At 73.3% G+C, this 20,922-nt stretch carries 15 protein-coding genes; 7 read left to right on the top strand and 8 right to left on the bottom strand.

Annotated features, from left to right (window positions below; genetic code table 11):
• Window positions 1-17 precede the first annotated feature (17 nt).
• On the bottom strand, window positions 18-1,220 hold the full coding sequence (locus ACN9MS_RS07325) for an MFS transporter (protein WP_426311854.1): 1,203 nt from the start codon (window positions 1,218-1,220) through the stop codon (window positions 18-20).
• A gap of 147 nt (window positions 1,221-1,367) precedes the next feature.
• On the opposite strand from ACN9MS_RS07325, the gene ACN9MS_RS07320 reads away from it, so the two are divergent.
• The 7 genes from ACN9MS_RS07320 to narI all read left to right on the top strand — a co-directional run bounded on the left by ACN9MS_RS07320 (window position 1,368) and on the right by narI (window position 11,076).
• Window positions 1,368-1,907 (top strand): NUDIX hydrolase, encoded by a 540-nt coding sequence (locus ACN9MS_RS07320; protein WP_313664157.1) that lies wholly within the window; start codon window positions 1,368-1,370, stop codon window positions 1,905-1,907.
• Between the two features lie 91 nt (window positions 1,908-1,998).
• The gene (locus ACN9MS_RS07315; protein WP_426311341.1) at window positions 1,999-2,715 is read left to right on the top strand and encodes a helix-turn-helix transcriptional regulator; all 717 of its coding nucleotides are present in this window, start codon (window positions 1,999-2,001) and stop codon (window positions 2,713-2,715) included.
• A gap of 182 nt (window positions 2,716-2,897) precedes the next feature.
• Entirely contained in the window at window positions 2,898-4,181 is a 1,284-nt protein-coding gene (locus tag ACN9MS_RS07310; protein WP_426311340.1) for an MFS transporter, read from the top strand.
• Between the two features lie 64 nt (window positions 4,182-4,245).
• Window positions 4,246-7,998: a nitrate reductase subunit alpha gene (locus ACN9MS_RS07305; protein ID WP_426311339.1), complete on the top strand. Its 3,753-nt coding sequence runs from the start codon at window positions 4,246-4,248 to the stop codon at window positions 7,996-7,998.
• Window positions 7,998-9,644, top strand: a complete 1,647-nt coding sequence (gene narH / locus ACN9MS_RS07300; protein WP_426311338.1) for a nitrate reductase subunit beta — start codon at window positions 7,998-8,000, stop codon at window positions 9,642-9,644. The genes ACN9MS_RS07305 and narH overlap by 1 nt, the downstream gene beginning before the upstream one ends.
• Window positions 9,641-10,345 (top strand): nitrate reductase molybdenum cofactor assembly chaperone, encoded by a 705-nt coding sequence (gene narJ / locus ACN9MS_RS07295; RefSeq protein ID WP_426311337.1) that lies wholly within the window; start codon window positions 9,641-9,643, stop codon window positions 10,343-10,345. Before narH ends, narJ begins: the two co-directional genes overlap by 4 nt.
• Window positions 10,342-11,076, top strand: a complete 735-nt coding sequence (narI, locus tag ACN9MS_RS07290) for a respiratory nitrate reductase subunit gamma (RefSeq protein WP_426311336.1) — start codon at window positions 10,342-10,344, stop codon at window positions 11,074-11,076. The genes narJ and narI overlap by 4 nt, the downstream gene beginning before the upstream one ends.
• A 176-nt stretch (window positions 11,077-11,252) precedes the next feature.
• On the opposite strand, the gene ACN9MS_RS07285 is transcribed toward narI, so the two are convergent.
• The 7 genes from ACN9MS_RS07285 to ACN9MS_RS07255 all read right to left on the bottom strand — a co-directional run bounded on the left by ACN9MS_RS07285 (window position 11,253) and on the right by ACN9MS_RS07255 (window position 20,915).
• Entirely contained in the window at window positions 11,253-11,597 is a 345-nt protein-coding gene (locus ACN9MS_RS07285; protein WP_426311335.1) for a DUF2249 domain-containing protein, read from the bottom strand.
• Between the two features lie 91 nt (window positions 11,598-11,688).
• On the bottom strand, window positions 11,689-14,610 hold the full coding sequence (locus tag ACN9MS_RS07280) for a multicopper oxidase domain-containing protein (protein WP_426311334.1): 2,922 nt from the start codon (window positions 14,608-14,610) through the stop codon (window positions 11,689-11,691).
• The gene (locus ACN9MS_RS07275) at window positions 14,607-15,851 is read right to left on the bottom strand and encodes a hypothetical protein (protein WP_426311333.1); all 1,245 of its coding nucleotides are present in this window, start codon (window positions 15,849-15,851) and stop codon (window positions 14,607-14,609) included. Before ACN9MS_RS07275 ends, ACN9MS_RS07280 begins: the two co-directional genes overlap by 4 nt.
• A gap of 175 nt (window positions 15,852-16,026) precedes the next feature.
• Window positions 16,027-17,097, bottom strand: coding sequence for a TIGR03842 family LLM class F420-dependent oxidoreductase (locus ACN9MS_RS07270; RefSeq protein ID WP_426311332.1), 1,071 nt, complete (start codon window positions 17,095-17,097; stop codon window positions 16,027-16,029).
• 25 nt (window positions 17,098-17,122) lie between these two features.
• Entirely contained in the window at window positions 17,123-18,559 is a 1,437-nt protein-coding gene (gene hydA, locus ACN9MS_RS07265) for a dihydropyrimidinase (RefSeq protein WP_426311331.1), read from the bottom strand.
• Window positions 18,560-18,586: 27 nt separating this feature from the next.
• Complete coding sequence (locus tag ACN9MS_RS07260) at window positions 18,587-19,423, bottom strand: nitrilase-related carbon-nitrogen hydrolase (protein ID WP_426311330.1); 837 nt, start codon at window positions 19,421-19,423, stop codon at window positions 18,587-18,589.
• A 76-nt stretch (window positions 19,424-19,499) separates the two neighbouring features.
• Window positions 19,500-20,915 carry an aspartate aminotransferase family protein gene (locus ACN9MS_RS07255; RefSeq protein WP_426311329.1) on the bottom strand — a complete coding sequence of 472 codons (1,416 nt, stop codon included), beginning with the start codon at window positions 20,913-20,915 and terminating at the stop codon, window positions 19,500-19,502.
• Between the last annotated feature and the right edge of the window lie 7 nt (window positions 20,916-20,922).

The following is a 20,922-nucleotide window of genomic DNA, read 5'->3' as shown; positions in this document are numbered from 1 at the left end:
TCGCCGACGGCTGACGGTCAGTCGGCCGCGGGCACCTCGCCCACGTGCGCGATGTGCCCGAGCTGGCGCCACACGAGCGCGAGCGTGACGCCCGCGCCGACGAACGCGAACCAGAACGGCGCGGTGATCCCCCACGCCTGGGCGAGGATGCCGCCCAGCGCCTGCCCGACGACGCTGCCGCCGAACACGCAGACCAGGTACACCGAGCCGACGCGACCCTGGAACTCGGTCGGTACGGCGCGCTGGCGGATCGTGTTGGACACGGTGCCCCACACGAACGCGTACGCCCCGAACACGACCATGATCGCGAGCGCGACCCAGCCGGTCGTGGTGAGCGCGAGCGCGAGGTGCATGAGGACCTCGAGCGAGAGGCACACGCGCATGATCGTCGCGAGCCGCAGGTGGCGCTCGAGCCACCCGAACGACGCGATGCCGATCACTCCCCCGACGGCCGAGGCCGTCGTGAGGAGGCCGAAACCGACCTCGCCCATGTCGAGGTGGTCCAGCGCGTACTTGACGAGGACGCCCCACGGTGCCGCCCAGGTGACGTTGAAGGCGAGGATGACGAGGGCGAGCGTGCGGACCGGCGCGTTCCCGAGGATCCACCGCACACCCTCGGCGATGTCCTGGCGCACGTGCGTCTGCGTCTCGCGGACCCCTCCCGGCGTGGTCGCGATCCGTCCCACCAGCACCACGGCGAGCGCCACGCACACGACCTGGACCACGAAGGGCCAGACCGTCCCGAGCGCGAAGAGGAAGGCCCCGACAGGTGGCCCGAGGAGCTGGTTCGCCGTGAGGAAACCCGCCTGGAGGCGCGCGTTCCCGGTGCCGAGGTCGCGCGGCTCGACGAGCATCGGCAGCAAGGTCTGGGACGCGGAGTCGGCGAACACCTCGGCGACCCCGTAGAGGAACGTCACGGCGAGCACGACGCCGATGCTCACGTGCCCGGTCGCGATCACCACGCACAGGGCGACGACGACGAGCGCCCGCAGCGCGTTCGCGACCATGACGACGACGCGCCGGTCGAGGCGGTCGGCCAGCGCCCCGGCCCAGAGGCCGAACAGGAGCCAGGGCAGCTGCTGCAGCAGCGCCGCGAGCGCGACGAGGAACGCGGAGTCGGTCTGGGACGCGACGAGCAGGGGCGCTGCCGCCAGGGCGATCCCGTCGCCGACGTTGCTGGTCCACGACGACGACAGCAACCAGCGGAAGCCGGTGCCCATGCGCCGGGGCGCGACGATCTCTCCGAGCCTGCTCACAAGCGGACCAGCGTACGCCGCCGTACCGTCAACCCGAGCAACCTTTCCCGGTCGGCCGCGTGAGGCGCGGCGCCGAGCGTCGCCCGGGCCTGGCAGCATGGCCCCGTGACCATCCCCACCACCCCTCGCGACCCCGGCGAGCCGCCCCCGCGGCTCCCCCGCCACCTGCAGCCGGGCGACGGCTGGGTGGAGTGCGAGTGCGGCAGGCGGCACTGGGGGCTGTTCGGTGCGGCCGGGCTGCTGCTCGGGCGGCGCGACGGCGCGGGCCGGCTGACCGACGTCGTGCTCCAGCACCGCGCCCCGTGGTCCGACCAGGGCGGGACGTGGGGAGTGCCGGGCGGCGCCGTCGGACCGGACGAGACGCCCGCCCAGGGAGCCCTGCGCGAGGCCCAGGAGGAGGCGGGCATCGACCCGGCGCACGTGCGCGTCGTGGGCGAGCGCGTGCTCGACCACGGCCCGTGGCGCTACACGACCGTCCTCGCCGAGGTCGCGGACGGCGCGAGGGTCGAGGCGCACGCGACCGACGCCGAGAGCGTCGAGGTCCGGTGGGTCCCGGTCGACGACGTCGCGGGCCTCGAGCTGCTGCCCGCGTTCGCGGACGCGTGGCCGACCCTGCGCGCGACGCTCGACCAGAGCACCCCCGGGGCCTGACGGCCCGCGCACGCGGGACCTTCGTCACCGATCCGCGTCGGGCCCGTCCCGGGACCGGTCCGACGACGCCGGGCCGGGGCACGATGGCGACGTGCCCGAGGACACGTCGACCACGTACCGCGCGCTCGCGTCGTCGAGCCGGCTGACCCTGCTCCACGCACTCCAGGAGCGCGGCCCGATGACGGTCGCCGACCTCTCGCGCGAGGCCGCGCTCTGCCCGAGCGCCACGCGCGAGCACCTCCAGCGGCTCGCGGACGCGGGGTTCGTGCGCAGCGCCCCGGAGGTCCGCACGACGCGAGGGCGCCCGCGCATCCTCTACGAGGCCATCGCGGGCGAGGACCCTCCCCGGGACGACGGCGCGTCGCGGCGCCTCGGCGAGTCCCTCGTCCGGGCGGCGCTGACCCGCGCGGTGCTCGGGCACCACGAGCCCGGGCACCACGCCGCGCAGGGCGCGGGCGACGACCTCGCCGGGACGGCGCGCGCGGCGGGACGGCGGCTCGTCGACGTGCTCCGCGCCTCGGGCCAGGACGCACCCGAGCCCACGCCCGAGAACCAGCTCGCCGCGCTCGACGACCACCTGCACCAGCTCGGTCTCGACCCCGAGCTCGAGGAGGACCGGCTGCGGTTCCACCTCTACCGGTGCCCTTTCCTCACCCTCGCCGCGGACCGCGAGGACGTGGTCTGCGCGGTCCACCTCGGCCTCGTCCAGGGCGTGCTCGCGGGCGTCGGCGGCCCGGTCCGGGCGGAGGCGCTGCTCCCGTTCGTCGAGCCGCACCACTGCGTGCTGCAGCTCTCGCGCGCGGGCTGATTTTTCACGGTCCGCGGCCCGCCGCGGCTCCCGGCCGTCGGGCCATGCTGACGGCGCACCGGGTACGGACCCGGCGTCACGACGACGGTGGTCGTGACCTGCGACGTCGGGAGCACGACATGACCGCCCCAGCCACCATCAGGCCCCCCTCGCTGCTACGGGCGGTACGCACGCCGTCGACCGTGGACCTGTCGACGTGGGACCCCGAGGACGAGTCCCGCTGGGACCGCCGGTTCGCGTGGCGCACGCTGTGGATCACGACGTACAACCTCACGCTCGCGTTCTGCGCGTGGTACCTCGTGAGCGCGGTCGCGCCCCGCCTCAACGACGTCGGCTTCGACCTCACGACGGCGCAGCTCTACTGGCTCACGGCCGTCCCGGGGCTCGCCGGCGGGCTGTTCCGCATGGTCTACATGTTCCTGCCGCCCGTCGTCGGCACCCGTACGCTCGTGGGCGGCACGGCGACGCTCGTCCTCCTGCCGATGCTCGGCTGGACGTTCGCCGTCCGCGACGCGAGCACGCCGTACTCGGTGCTCCTGCTGCTCGCGGTCGCGGCGGGGATCGGCGGCGGCGCGTTCTCCGGGTTCATGCCGTCGACGAGCTACTTCTTCCCCAAACGCATGGCGGGGACGGCGCTCGGTCTCCAGGCTGGGATCGGCAACTTCGGCGTGAGCCTCATCCAGTTCCTCACGCCGTGGGTCGTCGGCTTCGGTCTCCTGGGCACGGCGGTCCTCACGCCCCAGCAGACGGCGACCGGCAGCCACCTGTGGCTGCACAACGCGGGGCTCGTGCTCGTGCCGTGGACCGTGCTCGGGGCGGTGCTCGCCGGCCTCTACCTGCGCCGCGTCCCGGTGAGCGCGAACCTCCGCGAGCAGCTCGACATCTTCGGCAACAAGCACACGTGGATCATGACGGCGATCTACCTCATGACCTTCGGGGCGTTCAGCGGTTTCGCGGCGCAGCTCGGGCTGCTCATCGTCGCGCAGTACGGCGGGTTCGCGAACGCGCCCGACCCGCTGCGCTACGCGTTCCTCGGCCCGCTGCTCGGCTCGGCCGCGCGCGCCGGGTTCGGGCCGCTGTGCGACCGGTTCGGCGGCGCGATCTGGACCCTCGTGGCCGGGATCGGCATGACCGTCTCGACCGTGTTCTCGCTGTTCTTCCTCGACCCGCACGACGTCGGGCAGTTCGGCTGGTTCCTCGCGGGGATGCTCGCGGTGTTCACCTTCGCCGGCATCGGCAACGCCGGGACCTTCAAGCAGATGCCGATGATCTTCCCGCGCCGCCAGGCGGGCGGGGTCATCGGCTGGACCGCCTCGATCGCCGCGTTCGGCCCGTTCCTCGTCGGCATCGGCCTGTCGCTCGTCCCCGCGCGCTCGTTCTTCATCGGGTGCGCCGTGTTCTTCGCCCTGTGCACGTGGCTCACGTGGCACTACTACGCCCGGCCGGGCGCCCCGAACCCCTCCTGACCCCGACCGGGAACGTCCGGCGACGCGTCCGCCGTCCCCGCCCCAGAGAACCCGAGGAGCTGTCGTGCCCCCACTCGACGAGCGCACCCCCCGTGACCCGGCCGACGCCCTGCTGCGCCTGGGCAGCCGCCTGCGACGCGGGCAGGTGTCGGACGACCTGCGGCAGGTGTTCCTGACCGGCGGACGCCAGGGCGACGTGTTCTACCGCGACCGCTGGTCCCACGACAAGGTCGTGCGCTCCACCCACGGCGTGAACTGCACCGGGTCCTGCTCCTGGAAGGTCTACGTCAAGGACGGCATCATCACCTGGGAGACCCAGCAGACCGACTACCCCTCCGTCGGCCCCGACTCCCCCGAGTACGAACCCCGCGGCTGCCCCCGCGGCGCCGCGTTCTCCTGGTACACCTACTCCCCCACCCGCGTGCGCTACCCCTACGTCCGCGGCACCCTGCTCGACCTGTACCGGCGTGCGAAGAGCACGGTCGGAGGCGACCCGGTGCTCGCGTGGGAGATGCTCACCTCCGACCCCGACGCGGCCCGCGCCTACAAGTCCGCACGCGGCAAGGGCGGCCTCGTGCGCGCCACCTGGGACGAGGCCGCCGAGATCGTCGCCGCCGCCCACGTCCACACCATCAAGACCTACGGCCCCGACCGCGTCGCCGGCTTCTCCCCCATCCCCGCCATGTCGATGGTCTCCCACGGCGTCGGCGCCCGGTTCGTCCAGATGCTCGGCGGCACGATGCTGTCGTTCTACGACTGGTACGCCGACCTCCCGGTCGCCTCCCCCCAGGTCTTCGGCGACCAGACCGACGTCCCCGAGTCCGCCGACTGGTGGAACTCCACCTACTGCATCATGTGGGGCTCCAACGTCCCGGTCACCCGCACACCGGACGCCCACTTCATGGCGGAGGCGCGGTACCGCGGCCAGAAGGTCGTGACCGTGTCGCCCGACTACGCGGACAACACCAAGTTCGCCGACGAGTGGCTCGCGCCGCACCCCGGCACGGACGGCGCCCTCGCCCAGGCCATGGGTCACGTCATCCTCTCCGAGTTCCACGTCCGCGACCGTGCCCCGCGGTTCCTCGACTACATGGCCCGGTTCACGGACGCGCCGTACCTCGTGACGCTCGAGCGGCGCGGCGACGCCTACGTACCCGGGCGGTTCCTCACGGCGGACCGGCTCGCCGGGACGACCGCCGCCGACCAGGCCGGCGCCGCGAACGCGGCGTCGAAGACGGTGATCCTGTCCCGCGAGGGCGACGTCGTCGTCCCCAACGGGTCGCTCGGTCACCGCTACGGCGACCCGGGGCGCTGGAACCTCGACCTCGAGGGCGTCGAGCCCGCGCTGTCGGTCGCGGACCTGACGGGCGGTACGTCGGACGCACCGGTCGCCGTCGACCTTCCCCGGTTCGACCTCGCCCCTGAGGAGGGCGCCGAGCACCAGGGCGGCGCGGGCTCGGTGCGGCGCGGCGTGCCGACGCACCGCGTGGGCGAGCACCTCGTGACGACGGTCTACGACCTGCTGCTCGCGCAGTACGGCGTGGACCGCCCCGACCTCGGCCTGCCGGGCACGTGGCCGACGGGCTACGACGACCCCGCGACGCCGGGCACCCCGGCGTGGCAGGAGGAGATCACCGGCGTGCCCGCCGCCGCGGCGGCGCGCATCGGGCGGGAGTTCGCGCAGAACGCGCTCGACTCGGGCGGCCGGTCGATGATCATCATGGGCGCAGGCACCAACCACTGGTTCCACTCCGACACGATCTACCGCACGTTCCTCGCGCTCGTGACCATGACCGGCTGCCAGGGCGTGAACGGCGGCGGCTGGGCGCACTACGTGGGGCAGGAGAAGGTCCGCCCGATCACGGGCTTCCAGCAGTACGCCAACGCGCTCGACTGGGTCCGCCCTCCGCGTCTCATGATCAGCACGGCGTTCTGGTACCTCGCGACGGACCAGTGGCGTTACGACGGCCTGCCCGCGGACGCGCTCGCGTCCTCGCTCGCCACCGGGACGTTCTCGGGCCGCACGACGGCGGACACGCTGGTGGAGTCCGTCCGTCGCGGCTGGACGCCGAGCTACCCGACGTTCGACCGCAACCCTCTCGACCTGGTGGACGAGGCGGAGGCCGCGGGCACGGACCCGGTGCGCCACGTCGTCGACCAGCTCTCCTCGGGCGAGCTCGACTACGCGTGCGCCGACCCCGACGACCCGGCGAACTTCCCGCGCGTCCTCACCGTCTGGCGCGCGAACCTGCTCGGGTCGTCGGGCAAGGGCAACGAGTACTTCCTCAAGCACCTGCTGGGGACCGACGCCGCGGTGCGCGCGCCCGAGTCCGGGCCGGACCGCCGCCCGCGGGACATCGCGTGGCACGACGAGGCGCCCCGGGGGAAGCTCGACCTGCTCGTCACCGCCGACTTCCGGATGACGTCGACGACGCTGTTCTCCGACGTCGTGCTGCCGGCCGCGACCTGGTACGAGAAGCACGACCTGTCCTCGACGGACATGCACCCGTTCGTGCACTCGTTCAACCCGGCGATCAGTCCCCCGTGGCAGACACGCACGGACTTCGACATCTTCCACACGATCGCCCGGCGCATCTCCGAGCTGTCGGTGACGCACCTGGGCGTGCGCAAGGACGTCGTCGCCGTCCCCCTCGCGCACGACACCCCGGACGCCATGGCCACGCCCCACGGCGAGGTCCTGCCGCAGGGCGAGCTCGTGCCCGGGGTGACCATGTCCAAGCTCGTCGTCGTCGAGCGCGACTACCCGGCGTTCGCCGACCGGCTCGCCGCCCTGGGCCCGCTCACCCAGAAGATGGGCATGGTCACCAAGGGCGTCGCGTTCGACCCGACGCCGGAGGTCGAGCGGCTCGCCGTCGCGAACGGCGTCGTCGCCGGCGGACCGACGGCGGGACGTCCGCGCCTGGACCGGGACACCCACGTGTGCGAGATGATCCTCGCGCTGTCGGGGACGACGAACGGGCGGCTCGCGGTGCAGGGGTTCGAGGACCTGGAGCGTCGTACGGGACAGCGCCTGGCCGACCTCGCGCGGGACGAGCAGGGCAAGCGCATCACGTTCCCGGACGTGCAGTCGCGCCCGACGGCGGTCATCACCTCTCCCGAGTGGTCCGGCTCCGAGCACGGCGGGCGGCGCTACAGCGCCTTCGTCATCAACGTCGAGCGGCTCAAGCCGTGGCACACGCTCACCGGCCGTCAGCACTTCCTCCTCGACCACGACTGGATGACCGAGCTCGGCGAGCAGCTCCCGGTCTACCGGCCGCCGCTCGACATGCACCGCCTGTTCGGCGACTCGCGCGTCGGCGACACGTCCCCCACGGGGGCGCAGGGGTCCGAGGGCTACGCGGAGGTCGCCGTGCGCTACCTAACCCCGCACTCGAAGTGGTCGATCCACTCCGAGTACCAGGACAACCTCTTCATGCTGTCGCTCTCGCGCGGCGGCCCCACGATCTGGATGAGCCCGCAGGACGCGGAGAAGATCGGCGTCGCGGACAACGACTGGATCGAGTCCTACAACCGCAACGGGGTCGTGGTCGCACGGGCCGTCGTCTCGCACCGCATGCCCGAGGGCACGGTCTTCATGTACCACGCCAAGGACCGGACCGTGGACGTGCCGCGGTCGGAGACGTCCGGTCTGCGAGGTGGCATCCACAACTCCCTGACGCGCGTGCTGCTCAAGCCCACCCACCTCATCGGCGGCTACGCGCAGCTCTCGTACGGCTTCAACTACATCGGCCCGACGGGCAACCAGCGTGACGAGGTCACGGTGATCCGTCGTCGTTCTCAGGAGGTGACCTACTGATGAAGGTCATGGCGCAGATGTCGATGGTGATGAACCTGGACAAGTGCATCGGGTGTCACACGTGCTCGGTCACGTGCAAGCAGGCCTGGACCAACCGCACCGGGGTCGAGTACGTGTGGTTCAACAACGTCGAGACCCGCCCCGGCCTGGGGTACCCCCGCACCTACCAGGACCAGGACCGCTGGCAGGGCGGGTGGGTGCGCACCAAGAAGGGCAAGCTCAAGCTCCGCGCCGGGGGGCGGCTGAAGAAGCTCGCCACGATCTTCTCCAACCCCGTGCTGCCCTCCATCCACGACTACTACGAACCGTGGACGTACGAGTACGACATGCTGCTCTCGGCCCCCCAAGGAGCGCACACCCCAGTCGCCAGGCCGAAGTCGCTGCTCACGGGCAAGGACATCAACATCTCCTGGTCGGCGAACTGGGACGACGACCTCGCCGGGTCCACCGCCACCATGGACCAGGACCCGATCCTGCAACACATGTCCGAGCACGTCGCGACCGAGCTCGACAAGACCTTCATGTTCTACCTGCCCCGCATCTGCGAGCACTGCCTCAACCCCGCCTGCGTCGCGTCCTGCCCCTCGGGGGCCATGTACAAGCGGGCCGAGGACGGCATCGTCCTGGTGGACCAGGACCAGTGCAGGGGGTGGCGCATGTGCGTCACCGGCTGCCCCTACAAGAAGGTCTACTTCAACCACAAGACCGGCAAGGCCGAGAAGTGCACCCTGTGCTACCCCCGCATCGAGGTCGGCCTACCCACCGTGTGCTCCGAGACCTGCGTCGGACGCCTGCGCTACCTCGGCCTCGTCCTGTACGACGCGGACAAGGTCACCCAAGCCGCCGCCGTCCAGGACGAGCACGACCTCCTGGCCTCCCAACGCGCCGTCTTCCTCGACCCCCACGACCCTCAGGTCATCGCCGCCGCCCGCGCCGAGGGCATCCCCGAGGACTGGATCACCGCCGCCCAACGCTCCCCCATCTGGGACCTCATCACCCGCTACGAGGTCGCCCTGCCGCTGCACCCGGAGTACCGCACCCTGCCCATGGTCTGGTACATCCCACCCCTGTCCCCCGTCGTGGACGTCGTGGCCGCCTCCGGCAACGACGGCGAGGACGGACGCACCCTGTTCGCCGCCATCTCCCAGCTGCGCATCCCGCTCGAGTACCTCGCCGGACTGTTCACCGCCGGGGACACCGCACCCGTCGAGAAGGTCCTGCGCCGCCTGGCCGCCATGCGCTCCTACATGCGCGACCTCAACCTCGACCAGCCCGCAAACGAACAGACCGCGGCCGCCGTCGGCATGACCGGGCAACAGATCCAGGACATGTACCGCCTCCTGGCCATCGCCAAGTACGAAGACCGCTACGTCATCCCCACCGCCCACACCGAGATCGCCCGCGAGCTCGACGAGCTCTCCTGCTCCCTCGACTACGACGGCGGCCCCGGCATGGGCGGCGCGGGGCCGACGACGGGCGAGTCGTTCCACGCGGTCGGCGCGCAGGAGCGCGCCACGAGCCCGTACACGCCGTCCACGTCGGGCCGTGTCAACCTGCTCAACTGGGACGGCGACGGGACCCCGGGCGGGCTGTTCCCACCGTCGCGACCCACGGGCCGCCCCGATCCCGCGGGGGGTGCGGCATGAGGCGCGCGGCCCGGTCCCGGCCGGCGTCCTCGACGAGCGGGGCGTCGCCCGGCCCCCTGCCGGACGAGCGCCGCGCCGCGCACACCGTGATCTCGCTCCTGCTCGACTACCCCACCGTGGAGACCGCCGCGCACCGGGCGGACGTCGAGGACGTCGTCGCGGGTCTGCCCGCCGACGTGCGTCGGCCCCTGCGCGCGTTCCTCGACGCCACGGCGTCCGTGCCACTCCGCGAGCTCCAGGCCGCCTACGTCGCGACGTTCGACCTCAAGCGCCGGTGCTCGCTCTACCTGTCGTACTACGCGGCCGGGGACACCCGGAAGCGGGGCGCCGCGCTCGTCACGTTCGTCGAGGCGTTCCGCGCGGCCGGCTGGGAGACCGACGGATCGGAGCTGCCCGACCACCTGCCCACGGTGCTCGAGCTCTCCGCACGGACCGACGGCGAGATCGCCGGCATGGTGCTCGACGCGCACCGCGACGGCATCGAGGTCCTGCGCGCCGCGCTCGAGACCGTCCGCAGCCCGTACGCGCACGTCGTCGCCGCGCTCGTCGCGACGCTGCCCGCGCTGCAGTCGGAGACCGCCGCGCGCTTCCGCGACCTCGTGGCCGCGGGGCCGCCCACCGAGCTCGTCGGCCTGAGCGACCTGTCCCACCTCACGCCGTTCGCCACGATCCCGAGCCTGACCGAGGAGACCCGACGATGAGCCCGCTCGACGTCCTGCTGTGGGTCGCCGTCCCGTACGCCGTGGCGGCCGTGTTCGTCGTCGGCCACGTGTGGCGGTACCGCTACGACCAGTTCGGCTGGACCACGCGCTCGTCGCAGCTCTACGAGAGCCGCTGGCTGCGCCTCGGCTCGCCGCTCTTCCACGTCGGCATCCTCATGGTCATCGGCGGCCACGTCGTGGGCATCCTCGTGCCCCGCCCGTGGCTCGAGGCCGTCGGCGTCGACGAGCACGCCTACCACCTCGTCGCGACGATCGCCGGGACGTTCGCGGCCGTCCTCACGGTCGTCGGGCTCGTGATCCTCGTCCTGCGCCGGAGGCTCTCTGGCGCCGTGTTCCGCGTGACCACGCGCACGGACAAGCTCATGTACGTCGTGCTGGGCGCCGCGATCGGGTTCGGCACGCTCGCCACGGTGCAGCACCAGATCTTCGGCGGCGGGTACGACTACCGCGGTTCGATCTCGCCGTGGTTCCGGTCGCTGCTCACGTTCCAGCCGGACCCGTCGCTCATGGCCGACGTCCCGCTCGCGTTCCAGCTCCACGTCCTGTGCGGCCTGGCGTTGTTCGCGCTGTGGCCGTTCACCCGCCTCGTGCACGTGTTCTCCGCGCCGCTCGGCTACCTCACGCGGCCGTACGTCGTCTACCGGCGCCGCGCCGTCGCGACGACGTCGCGCGCCCCGCGCCGCGGCTGGGAACCCCCGACGGCCCCCTAGACGAGGAGCGTCCTCGCCCGAGCGATGCATCCGCGCCCGGGTGCGGCGTCCCGTCACGCAGCGCTCGGGCGAAGACGCATCGCTCGATCCCGTGAGCGCACGACGACGCCCGGCGGCCATCCCCGTGCCGCCGGGCGTCGTGCCGTCCCGGGCCGGTCGAGCCGGCCCGGGGGTTCTCAGCCCTGCGCGGGCACCGGCCGCCGCGTGAGGCGGAGGCTCACCTCGGTCGCCTCGCGCGACAGGTACTCGCGGTCGAACGCGCCGGGCTCGCGCCCCTCGAGCTGTGCGAGCAGCGGGAGCGGGTCGTGCGGCGCGACGAGCACGAGCCCGTCCCCGGGCGCGAGCGCCTCGAGCGCCCCGAAGACGACGCCGTGACGCACCGCGTGCGGGATCGTGCGGACGTCGAGGACGATCTCGGCGTCGTCGTGCGCGCACCCGCAGGTGTGCCCCTCCTCGGGCCCTTCCCCGTGCACGGCCTCGTGGCGCGGGGGCTCCGTGATCTCGATCGGTTCTGCTGCCATGGTGGTCCTCCTGGTCGTGGCGCGAGCGCCGGGTGGGGTGCTGGGTTCGGGGCCCGCCGGCGTGGACGACCGCGCCGGAGGGCGGGACCGGTCAGGGCGTCACGGCGAACGCGCCCGACGCGCCGCGCTCGGCGTCGGACATGGCGTGCGTGACGAACGGGTAGGTCCCGGCCTCGGGGAACGCGAGCTCGACGAACCCGCCCTGCGCGGGCAGGAGGCTGAGCACCTGGCTGCCGCCCGCCGTGCCGGCCGGGAGCGAGTACGCGCCCTCGTGGTAGACCGTGTCGAACTGGCCACCGACGACGTGGAACGCGCTCGGGCGGTTCGGGCCGGCGTCGAGCACCCACATGCGGACGCGCTCGCCGACGCGGGCCTCGAGCGGGTCGTAGCGGTACTGGTTCGCGTAGCCGTTGAACGCGAGCAGGTCGGGCTCGGCGGCCGCGACCTTCGCGTCGTCCGCCGACGCGCCCTGCGCGCCGAGGTAGAGCTCGGACTGCACGACGACGTACTCGCGGTCGACGGGGGCGAGGTCCGGCGGGTCGACGACCACCGCGCCGAACATGCCGTTCGCGATGTGCAGCGACATGGGCATGGTCGAGCAGTGGTACATCCAGATCCCCGCCCGGGTCGCCGTGAAGCGGTAGGTGAGCGACTCCCCCGGGGCGATGGTCCGCATCGGCTCGTCGGGCGCGAGCGCACCGGCGTGGAAGTCGATCGAGTGCCCGATCGTCCCGTCGTTGACGAGGGTGATCTCGAAGACGTCGCCGACCTTCCCCCGCAGCACCGGGCCGGGCGCCGTCCCGCCGAACGTCCACACGGTCTGCTCGACGCCGGGCGCCACCTCCTGCACCGTCTCCGTCACGGTGAGAGTGCGCCGGTGCACGACGGGCTCGCCCGCGGGATCGATCTCGGCCGGTGCGAGGGTCGCGTCGCGCGCGGTGAACCCGTCGCCCGGGTGCGTCATGAGGTCGACGTCGGACGCGGCCAGCGAGTCCTCCTCGCCCGAGCCCGCGCTCGTGTGCCCGTGGTGCGGGTCGGTGCCGTCGCCGTCCGCCGCGAGCGCCCCGCCGGGACCGTCCGATCCGCCGGTGCTCCCGGCGCCCTCGACGTCGATGGCGAGCGTCATGCCCATGAGCCGGTGCCCGGCGACGGAGCACCAGCCGTCGAGCGGACCGCTCACGACGCCGACGTCGACCGTGGCGGTCTCCCCCGGTGCGACGCGGCCCGACGTCGTGCCGTCCTCGAGGACGAGGTCGTGCACGTCGTCGTCGGTGTTGGTGAGCTCGACGACGAGCCGGTCGCCCGCGGGCACGGTGATCGTGTCCGGGACGAACCGCATGTCGGCGGCCTCGACCTGCACGGTCGTCGTGCGGCCGGTCGCCGCGACCGGCATGTCGGCCCCTCCGGTCCCGGCGGCGACGGCGCCACCCTGCACGACGCCCGACCCGACGCCCGCCGCCACCGGGTCGGCCGCGACGCCGCCCACGACCGCGAGCGCCAGCGTCGCGACGGCGGCCGTCACCGCGCCCGCAAGGGGCCGGCGCGCCTGCGCGTCCCGGCGGGCGGCGACGGCACGGGCGGCGTCGCTGCCGCGCGTGCCCGACGGCGGAGCGCCCGTCGTGCGGCTCGCGGCGCCTGGGACGGGCGGTGGGGCCGAGGACGGCGCGGCCGCCGGCTCGGACGCGTCGCCCCCCGAGACCGCGTCGCCCCGCGAGACCCTGGCGCCCCGGGTGGCCCTGTCGCCCCGAGTGACCACCACGGCGCGCAGCGCCAGCACGAGGAAGGCGAGGAAGGTCGCGAAGACGACGAGCGACAGGCCGACCCGCACCCACGACGGCAGCGGGAGAAGGTACAGCGCGAGGCCGCCGTTCGCGACGAGCACGCGGTACGCGCCACCCGCCCCGACGACGGCCTCGGTGCGGCGGCGTCGCGCCGGACCGCCGCCGAGCACGACGGGGACGAGGTAGGTGAGCGCGCCGAGGAGCACCTGCGCGGCGAACCCGACGACGAACGGGAGCAGCAGCCCGCCGATCGCGTCCTGCGCCGCGGCCCACGACGGCGCCGCGGCGACCTGGATCCCGAACGCAGCCACGCTCCCGGCGAACCACACGACGGACGCGGCGAGGCTCCACGCGGCGAACCCCCAGGCGCCGCGCTGCGCGGCCCGCCCCTGCGCCGCGAGGTGCCGCCCCACCAGCACGACACCGCCGAGCACGACGGCCACCCCCGCGGCGACGAGAGGTCGCCAGCCGACCGCGCACGCCGCGACGACGAGCAGGATCCCGGCGGTGAGGACCGGCAGCGCGCGGCGGGCCGCGACGTCGGCGTCGGGCTCGATGCGCGTGCGCAGCACGGTCGGCCACAGGAGCACGAGCGTGCCGAGCACCGTGAGGCCGACCCACCCGAGGACGTTGAGCGTCACGTGCGCCACGTAGAGACGGCCATACGCCTCCGTCCCTGCGCCCCCGCGGGCCATGAGGACGCCGAGCGTCACGCCGACCGGCAGGCACGCTGCGGCGACCACGTAGTAGCGGACGAGCCGGCCGAAGCGCGACGGCAGCGCGCCGCGCCCCTGGAGCACGAGCACGGTCGCGTGCGTCACCGCCCCTGCGCCCACGAGCACCCCGCCCGCGACCACGAGGGACCAGACGTCGGTCAGCAGCCCCGCGACGACGAGCAGCGCACCGACCGTGTGCGCGGCGAGCCGCGCGACGTGCAGCGGGCGGCCGCCCGGTGCCTGTCGGCGCAGCATCGTGTCGGCGAAGTGCTGGCTCCACACGAGGATGGCCGTGCTCACGGCGCCGAGCATGAGGACGTGGACCATGAGCCACACGGCCTCGGGCACGAACCGGTGCACGACGACGAGCACCGCCTCCGCGACGAACCAGCCGAGGACGAGGGCGTGGAGCCACAGGTTCCGGCCGGTCACCCCGACCTTCTGCGTCCCGGGCAGCGGACCGGAAGGTCGGGCGGACAGGAGCGAGGGTCGCTCGGGCGAGGCGGGCACGGTCACCTTCCGGAGACGATCGGGACTGCGGCGGCTGCCGAGGTAGAACCCTGGTCGGCCGAGGAAGAACCCTGGTCACGCGAAGCAGACCCCTGGTCCACTGATGCGCGCGCCGGGGTGGGCCGAGCGGCTGGCTCGACCCCTCGGAGCGCCGACCAGACCGCGACCCCGACGAACCCGAGGACGGCAAGGACGTTCCCCGCGCCGCCGACGCGGACGGCCATGACCGCGGCGGGCCCGTCGCCCGCGAGGTCGCCGACGACCCGGACGGCGAGCGACACGTGCAGCAGCGCGAGCGGCGCCCACATCGCGGCGCGGTACGGGAGCGGACGGCGCAGGACGGCCGGGAGGATCAGCGGTGCGTGCGCCATGATCATCGACAGCCCGAACCCGAGGAACACGGCGTGCACGACGGCGTCGTACGTCGTCCCGGACCGCAGCGTCACCCCGGGGCCGAGGCCGGACGGACCGGCGCCGGCAGCGAGGAACACCCAGGCTGCGCCCGCGAGGACGAGCCAGGCGTACCCCGCGAGCATCGCTGCGGCGGCGAAGCGCGGCAGCCCGGACGCGCGGACCGTGCGACGCGCGACGTCGCGCCGCAGCAGGACCACGGCCGACGCCGCGAGCGCCGCGCCGGCGAGCGCGTACCCGGGTGCGGGCGCGAGCAGGGCGAGGCTCGCGGCGGCGACGTAGACCAGCGCTCCGGCGAGGACGGTGCGTTCGGTCCGGGCGTCGATCTCGAGCCGTGCGAGCTCGACGCGCTCGCCGAGCACGGTCCAGGCGACGAACCCGACGAGCCACGGCAGCAGGTCGGGCACCGCGACGCCCGCGGCCCAGAGCGCGGCACCCCCGACGGCAAGTACGGCACCTGCGGCCTGGACCGCCGTCGCGACGGCGGGCTGCCGCCGCCAGAGCGCGACGTAGATCGCCACGAGCCCGAGCGTCCCCGCGACGAGCAACGCCTCCCCGACCGGGCGGGGTGCGGGCGAGAGGAGCGCGAGCGCGCCGAGGCCGAGCGCGGCGGGCGCGAGGTAGGCGACCGGGCGCCGCACCGCGACCGCACGCTCGAGCGTGACGAGCGTGCCGACGAACCCGAGCACCATGAGCAGGCCGTGCGCGTCCTGGACCCGCCCGGCCGGGACCGGCGACGGGAGCCCGAGCAGGGCCAGGCCGGTCGCGAGCCCGGTGAGCAGCGCGACCCCGGCGGGCAGGACGAGGAGCGCGCGGAACGGCATCCTGCTCGTCACGCCCCGAGGGTTTTCCACGGTCCCGACCGTAGGAATCCGGCGGTACGCCCGGACAGGGCCGAAGGTCCCGCCACCGCGCGCCGGTCACGTGGGCTGGGTCACGCCGGCGGTCACATGGGCTGGGTCACGCCCGGCGGTCACGCGGGACGAGAGACGCAGGGCGGTATGCGGCGGCTCACTCGCGCGCCCGGACGAGGTCGCGCACCGCGGGGCCGACCGTCTCGCCGTACGCGCGCAGGGTCTCGTCCTTGGCGTCGTGCTGGAGGTAGACGGCGAACTGGTCGACGCCTAGCGCGGCGAGCTCGCGCAGCCGCTCCACGTGCCGTTCCGCCGGTCCGACGAGGCAGAACCGGTCGACGATCTCGTCCGTGACGAACGCGGTGTGCGTGTTGCCCGCGCGCCCGTGCTCGTTGTAGTCGTAGCCCTCCCGCCCCGCGACGAAGTCGGTGAGCGCGTGCGGGATCGTCACGCCCGCACGCTCCTCCGACCCGCCCGGCCCGTAGCGCGCGACGATCTCGGCGACGTGGTTGCCCACCATCCCGCCGAACCACCGGCACTGGTCGTACGCGTGGGCGAGCGCGCGACGTCCCGCCTCGCCGTCCGACGGCGCGTGGTCGGTCACGTACGCGGGCGCGGCGACGCAGATGCGCACCGCGTCCGGGTCCCGTCCCGCGCGCTCGGCCGCGGCACGCACCGCGGCGACGGACCAGGCGACGACGTCGGGGTCGGCGAGCTGGAGGATGAAGCCGTCGCCCACCTCGCCCGTGAGCGCGAGCGCCTTCGGCCCGTACGCCGCGACCCACACCGGCAGCCGGGAGTGGGGGTTCCACGGCAGGCGCAGCGTCGAGCCGCGGTACTCGACGGCCTCCCCCGACGCGAGGCCGCGGATCACGCCGATCGCCTCGCGCAGCTCGGCGAGCGTCACCGGCCGCCCGTTGATCACCCGCACAGCGGAGTCGCCGCGGCCGATGCCGCAGATCGTCCGGTTGCCGAACATCTCGTTGAGGGTCGCGAACAGCGAGGCGGTGACGGTGACGTCGCGCGTCGCGGGGTTGGTGACCATGGGGCCGACCGTCACCCGGTGCGTGGCCGCGAGGATCTGGGAGTAGACGACGAACGGCTCCTCCCACAGCAGGTGCGAGTCGAACGTCCACACGTGCGAGAAGCCGTACGTCTCCGCCTGCCGCGCGAGGTCCACGACCCGCCACGCGGGCGGGTCGTTCTGCAGCACCACCCCGAGGTCCATGCCCACCTCCGATCAAGGCCTGCGCTCAGCGCAGGTACGCCGACAGCCCGCGGCGCAGGAACCGCCCGTGCCCGGGGCTCCCGTGGTACGTGCCGTCCTCGACGACCACGCGACCGCGCGACATCACGACGTCCACGTGCCCGGCGACCTCGAACCCCTCCCACGCGGAGTGGTCCATGTTCATGTGGTGCGTCTTCCCGTACCCGATCGAGGTGCGGCCCGCCGGGTCGTAGACGACGACGTCGGCGTCGGCGCCCGGGGCGAGCACGCCCTTGCGGCCGTCGAGACCGAACATGCGCGCCGGCGTCGTGCAGCACAGCTCGACCCAGCGCTCGCGCGTGATGCGCCCGTCGACGACGCCCTGGTAGATCAGATCGAGGCGGTGCTCGACCCCGCCGATCCCGTTGGGGATCTTCGAGAAGTCGCCGCGCCCGAGCTCCTTCTGCTCCTTCATGCAGAACGGGCAGTGGTCGGTGCTCACGACCGACAGGTCGCCCGTGCGCAGGTACCGCCACAGCTCGTCCTGGTGGCCCTCGGTGCGCGAGCGCAACGGCGTCGAGCACACCCACTTCGCGCCCTCGAAGTCGCCCCACTCCTCGCTGCGCGCAGCGAGCTGCTCCTCGAGCGAGAGGTAGAGGTATTGCGGGCACGTCTCGCCGAAGACGTTCCAGCCCTCGTCGCGCGCCTGCGCGAGCGTCGCGACGGCCTGCTTGGCCGACATGTGCACCACGTACAGCGGTGCGCCCGTGAGGCGCGCGAGCATGATCGCGCGGTGCGTCGCCTCCTCCTCGGTCTCCCACGGGCGGCTCGTGCCGTGGAAGTAGGGCGAGGTGTCACCGCGGTCGAGCGCCTCGCGCACGAGCACGTCGATCGCGATGCCGTTCTCGGCGTGCATCATGATCACCGAGCCGTTGTCGCGCGCCTTCTGCATCGCGCGCAGGATCTGCCCGTCGTCGCTGTAGAACACGCCCGGGTAGGCCATGAAGAGCTTGAAGCTCGTGATGCCCTCGGTGACGAGCTCGTCCATGGCCTTGAGCGAGTCGTCGTCGACGCCGCCGAGGATCTGGTGGAACCCGTAGTCGATCGCGCACCGCCCGTCGGCCTTCGCGTGCCACGCGGCGAGCCCGTCCTGGACGCGCTCGCCGGTGCGCTGCACGGCGAAGTCGACGATCGTCGTCGTGCCGCCCCAGGCGGCCGCGCGCGTGCCGGTCTCGAACGTGTCCGACGCGTTCGTCCCGCCGAACGGCAGCTCCATGTGCGTGTGGCAGTCCACGGCGCCCGGGATGACGTACTTGCCGGTCGCGTCGATCACGCGCTCGGCGGTCGCGGCGAGGTCGGAGCCCAGGCTCGTGTCCCCCGGTCGCAGCAGCGCCGCGACCTGCTCGCCGTCGACCAGCACGTCGGCGGGCGTCGAGCCCGTGGGCCCGACGACGGTCCCTCCCCGGATCAGCGTGTGCGGCATCGCGTGCTCCTCTCTCGGGTCCTCAGGTCACGGCCGGGTGAGGTCGTCGTACGCGTCGGGCCGCCGGTCCCGGTAGAACTGCCACCGGTCGCGCACGACGCGCAGCAGGTCGAGGTCGAGGTCGCGGACGATCAGCTCCTCCTCGTGGTCGTCGGCGGGGTCGCCGACGAACGCGCCCTCGGGGTCGACGAAGTACGACGTGCCGTAGAAGTCGTCGTCGCCCAGGTCCTCGACGCCCACGCGGTTGATCGCGCCGACGTAGTACTCGTTGGCGACCGCCGCCGCCGGCTGCTCGAGCCTCCACAGGTAGTTGGAGAGCCCGCGGCTCGTCGCACTGGGGTTGAGCACGATCTCCGCGCCGTTCAGGCCGAGCGCGCGCCAGCCCTCGGGGAAGTGCCGGTCGTAGCAGATGTAGACGCCCACGCGCCCGACGGCGGTGTCGAACACCGGGTAGCCGAGGTTTCCGGGACGGAAGTAGAACTTCTCCCAGAACCCGCGCACGTGCGGGATGTGCGTCTTGCGGTACTTGCCGAGGTAGCGCCCGTCCGCGTCGATCACGGCCGCGGTGTTGTAGAGCACGCCCGGCTGCTCCTCCTCGTACACGGGCAGCACGACGACGGTCCCCAGCTCGGCCGCGAGCGCCGAGAAGCGCTCGACCGTGGGTCCCGGGACGGACTCGGCGTACGCGTAGTACGCGGCGTCCTGCACCTGGCAGAAGTACGGCCCGTAGAACAGCTCCTGGAAGCACACGAGCTTCGCGCCCTGGTCGGCGGCGTCGCGCAGGTGCTTCTCGTGGACGTCGATCATCGACTCCTTGTCGCCCGTCCAGCGGACCTGGGTGAGCGCGGCACGCACGGTGGTCATGAACCCTCCTCGGGTCTCCGGTCTCCTGTTGTGGGCGTGAAAAGGGCCCGGTCTCGAGGCGACGACCGGGCCCTTTTCATGCCCGCACCGCCTCGGCCTGCTCGTCGGCGACGTCGAGCGCCGCGTCGATCGCGGCGAGGCCGTGCTCGAGGTCGTCGGCGGACGTGACGAGCGGCGGCGCGACGTGCAGGCGGTTGAAGTGCACGAACGGCCACACGCCGCGCTCCTTCACCGCGGCGACGACGGCGGCCATCGGCGCGGCGGCGGGACCGCTCGCGTTGAACGGGACGAGGGGCTCGCGCGTCTCCCGGTCGCGCACGAGCTCGACCGCCCAGAAGAACCCGAGCCCGCGGACCTCGCCGACGCTCGGGTGCCGGTCCGCGATCTCGCGCAGCCGCGGCCCGACGACGTCCGCGCCCAGCGTCCGGACCCGTTCCAGGATCCGGTCGTCCTCGAACGTGCGGATCGACTCGACGCCCACCGCGCACGCGAGCGGGTGGCCGGAGTAGGTGAGGCCACCGGGGAAGGCGCGGTCGTCGAACGTCCGCGCGACATGCTCCCCGATGACGACGCCGCCCAGCGGCACGTAGCCGGAGTTCACGCCCTTGGCGAAGGTCACGAGGTCGGGTACGACGCCCCACCGGTCCACCGCGAACCACTCGCCGACCCGGCCGAACCCGACCATGACCTCGTCGGTCACCAGGAGGATCCCGTGCTCGTCGCACAGCGCGCGCACGCCCTCGAGGTAGCCGTCGGGAGGGATGAGCACGCCGTTGGTCCCGACGATCGTCTCGAGCAGGACCGCCGCGACCGTCCCCGGCCCCTCGAGCTGCACGACCTCGCGCAGGTGGGCGAGCGCGCGCACGCCCTCCTCCGCGTCGTCGTGCGCCCCGAACGCCGAGCGGTACGCGTACGGGCCGAGGAAGTGCCGCACGTGCGGGTCGGGCGAGACCTCGTTGGGCCAGCGGCGCGGGTCGCCCGTGAGGGAGATCGCCGTCGTCGTGTTGCCGTGGTACGAGCGGTACGCGGCGAGCACCTTGGCGCGACCGGTGTGCAGGCGCGCGAGCCGGACCGCGTTCTCGACGGCGTCGGCCCCGCCGTTGGTGAAGAAGACGCGCCACCGTCGTTCGTCGCCGTTCGCGTCCGCCGAGCCACCGGCCCGCGCGCCCGGCGCGCGCTCCGTGATGAGCCGCGCGAGCTCGCCCCGCACGTCGTTGGCGAACGTCGGCCCGACCGTCGCGAGGCGTCCGGCCTGCGCCTGGAGCGCCGCGACGAGGCGCGGGTGCTGGTGGCCCAGGTTGAGGTTGACGAGCTGGGACGCGAAGTCGAGGTAGCGGTTGCCGTCCTCGTCCCAGAACCACGCCCCCTCACCGCCCGCGACGGGCAGCGGGTCGATCGCGCCCTGCGCGGACCACGAGTGGAAGACGTAGCGGTCGTCGGCGCGCGTGCGCGACCGCTCGGCCCCTCGCACGGCCTCCTGGTGCGTCGTCACCGTCGCC

Origin of the sequence: Cellulosimicrobium sp. E-16 (assembly GCF_049913115.1) — a bacterium.
Classification (GTDB): Bacteria; Actinomycetota; Actinomycetes; order Actinomycetales; family Cellulomonadaceae; genus Cellulosimicrobium.
This window is presented reverse-complemented; position numbering and strand designations above follow the sequence as displayed.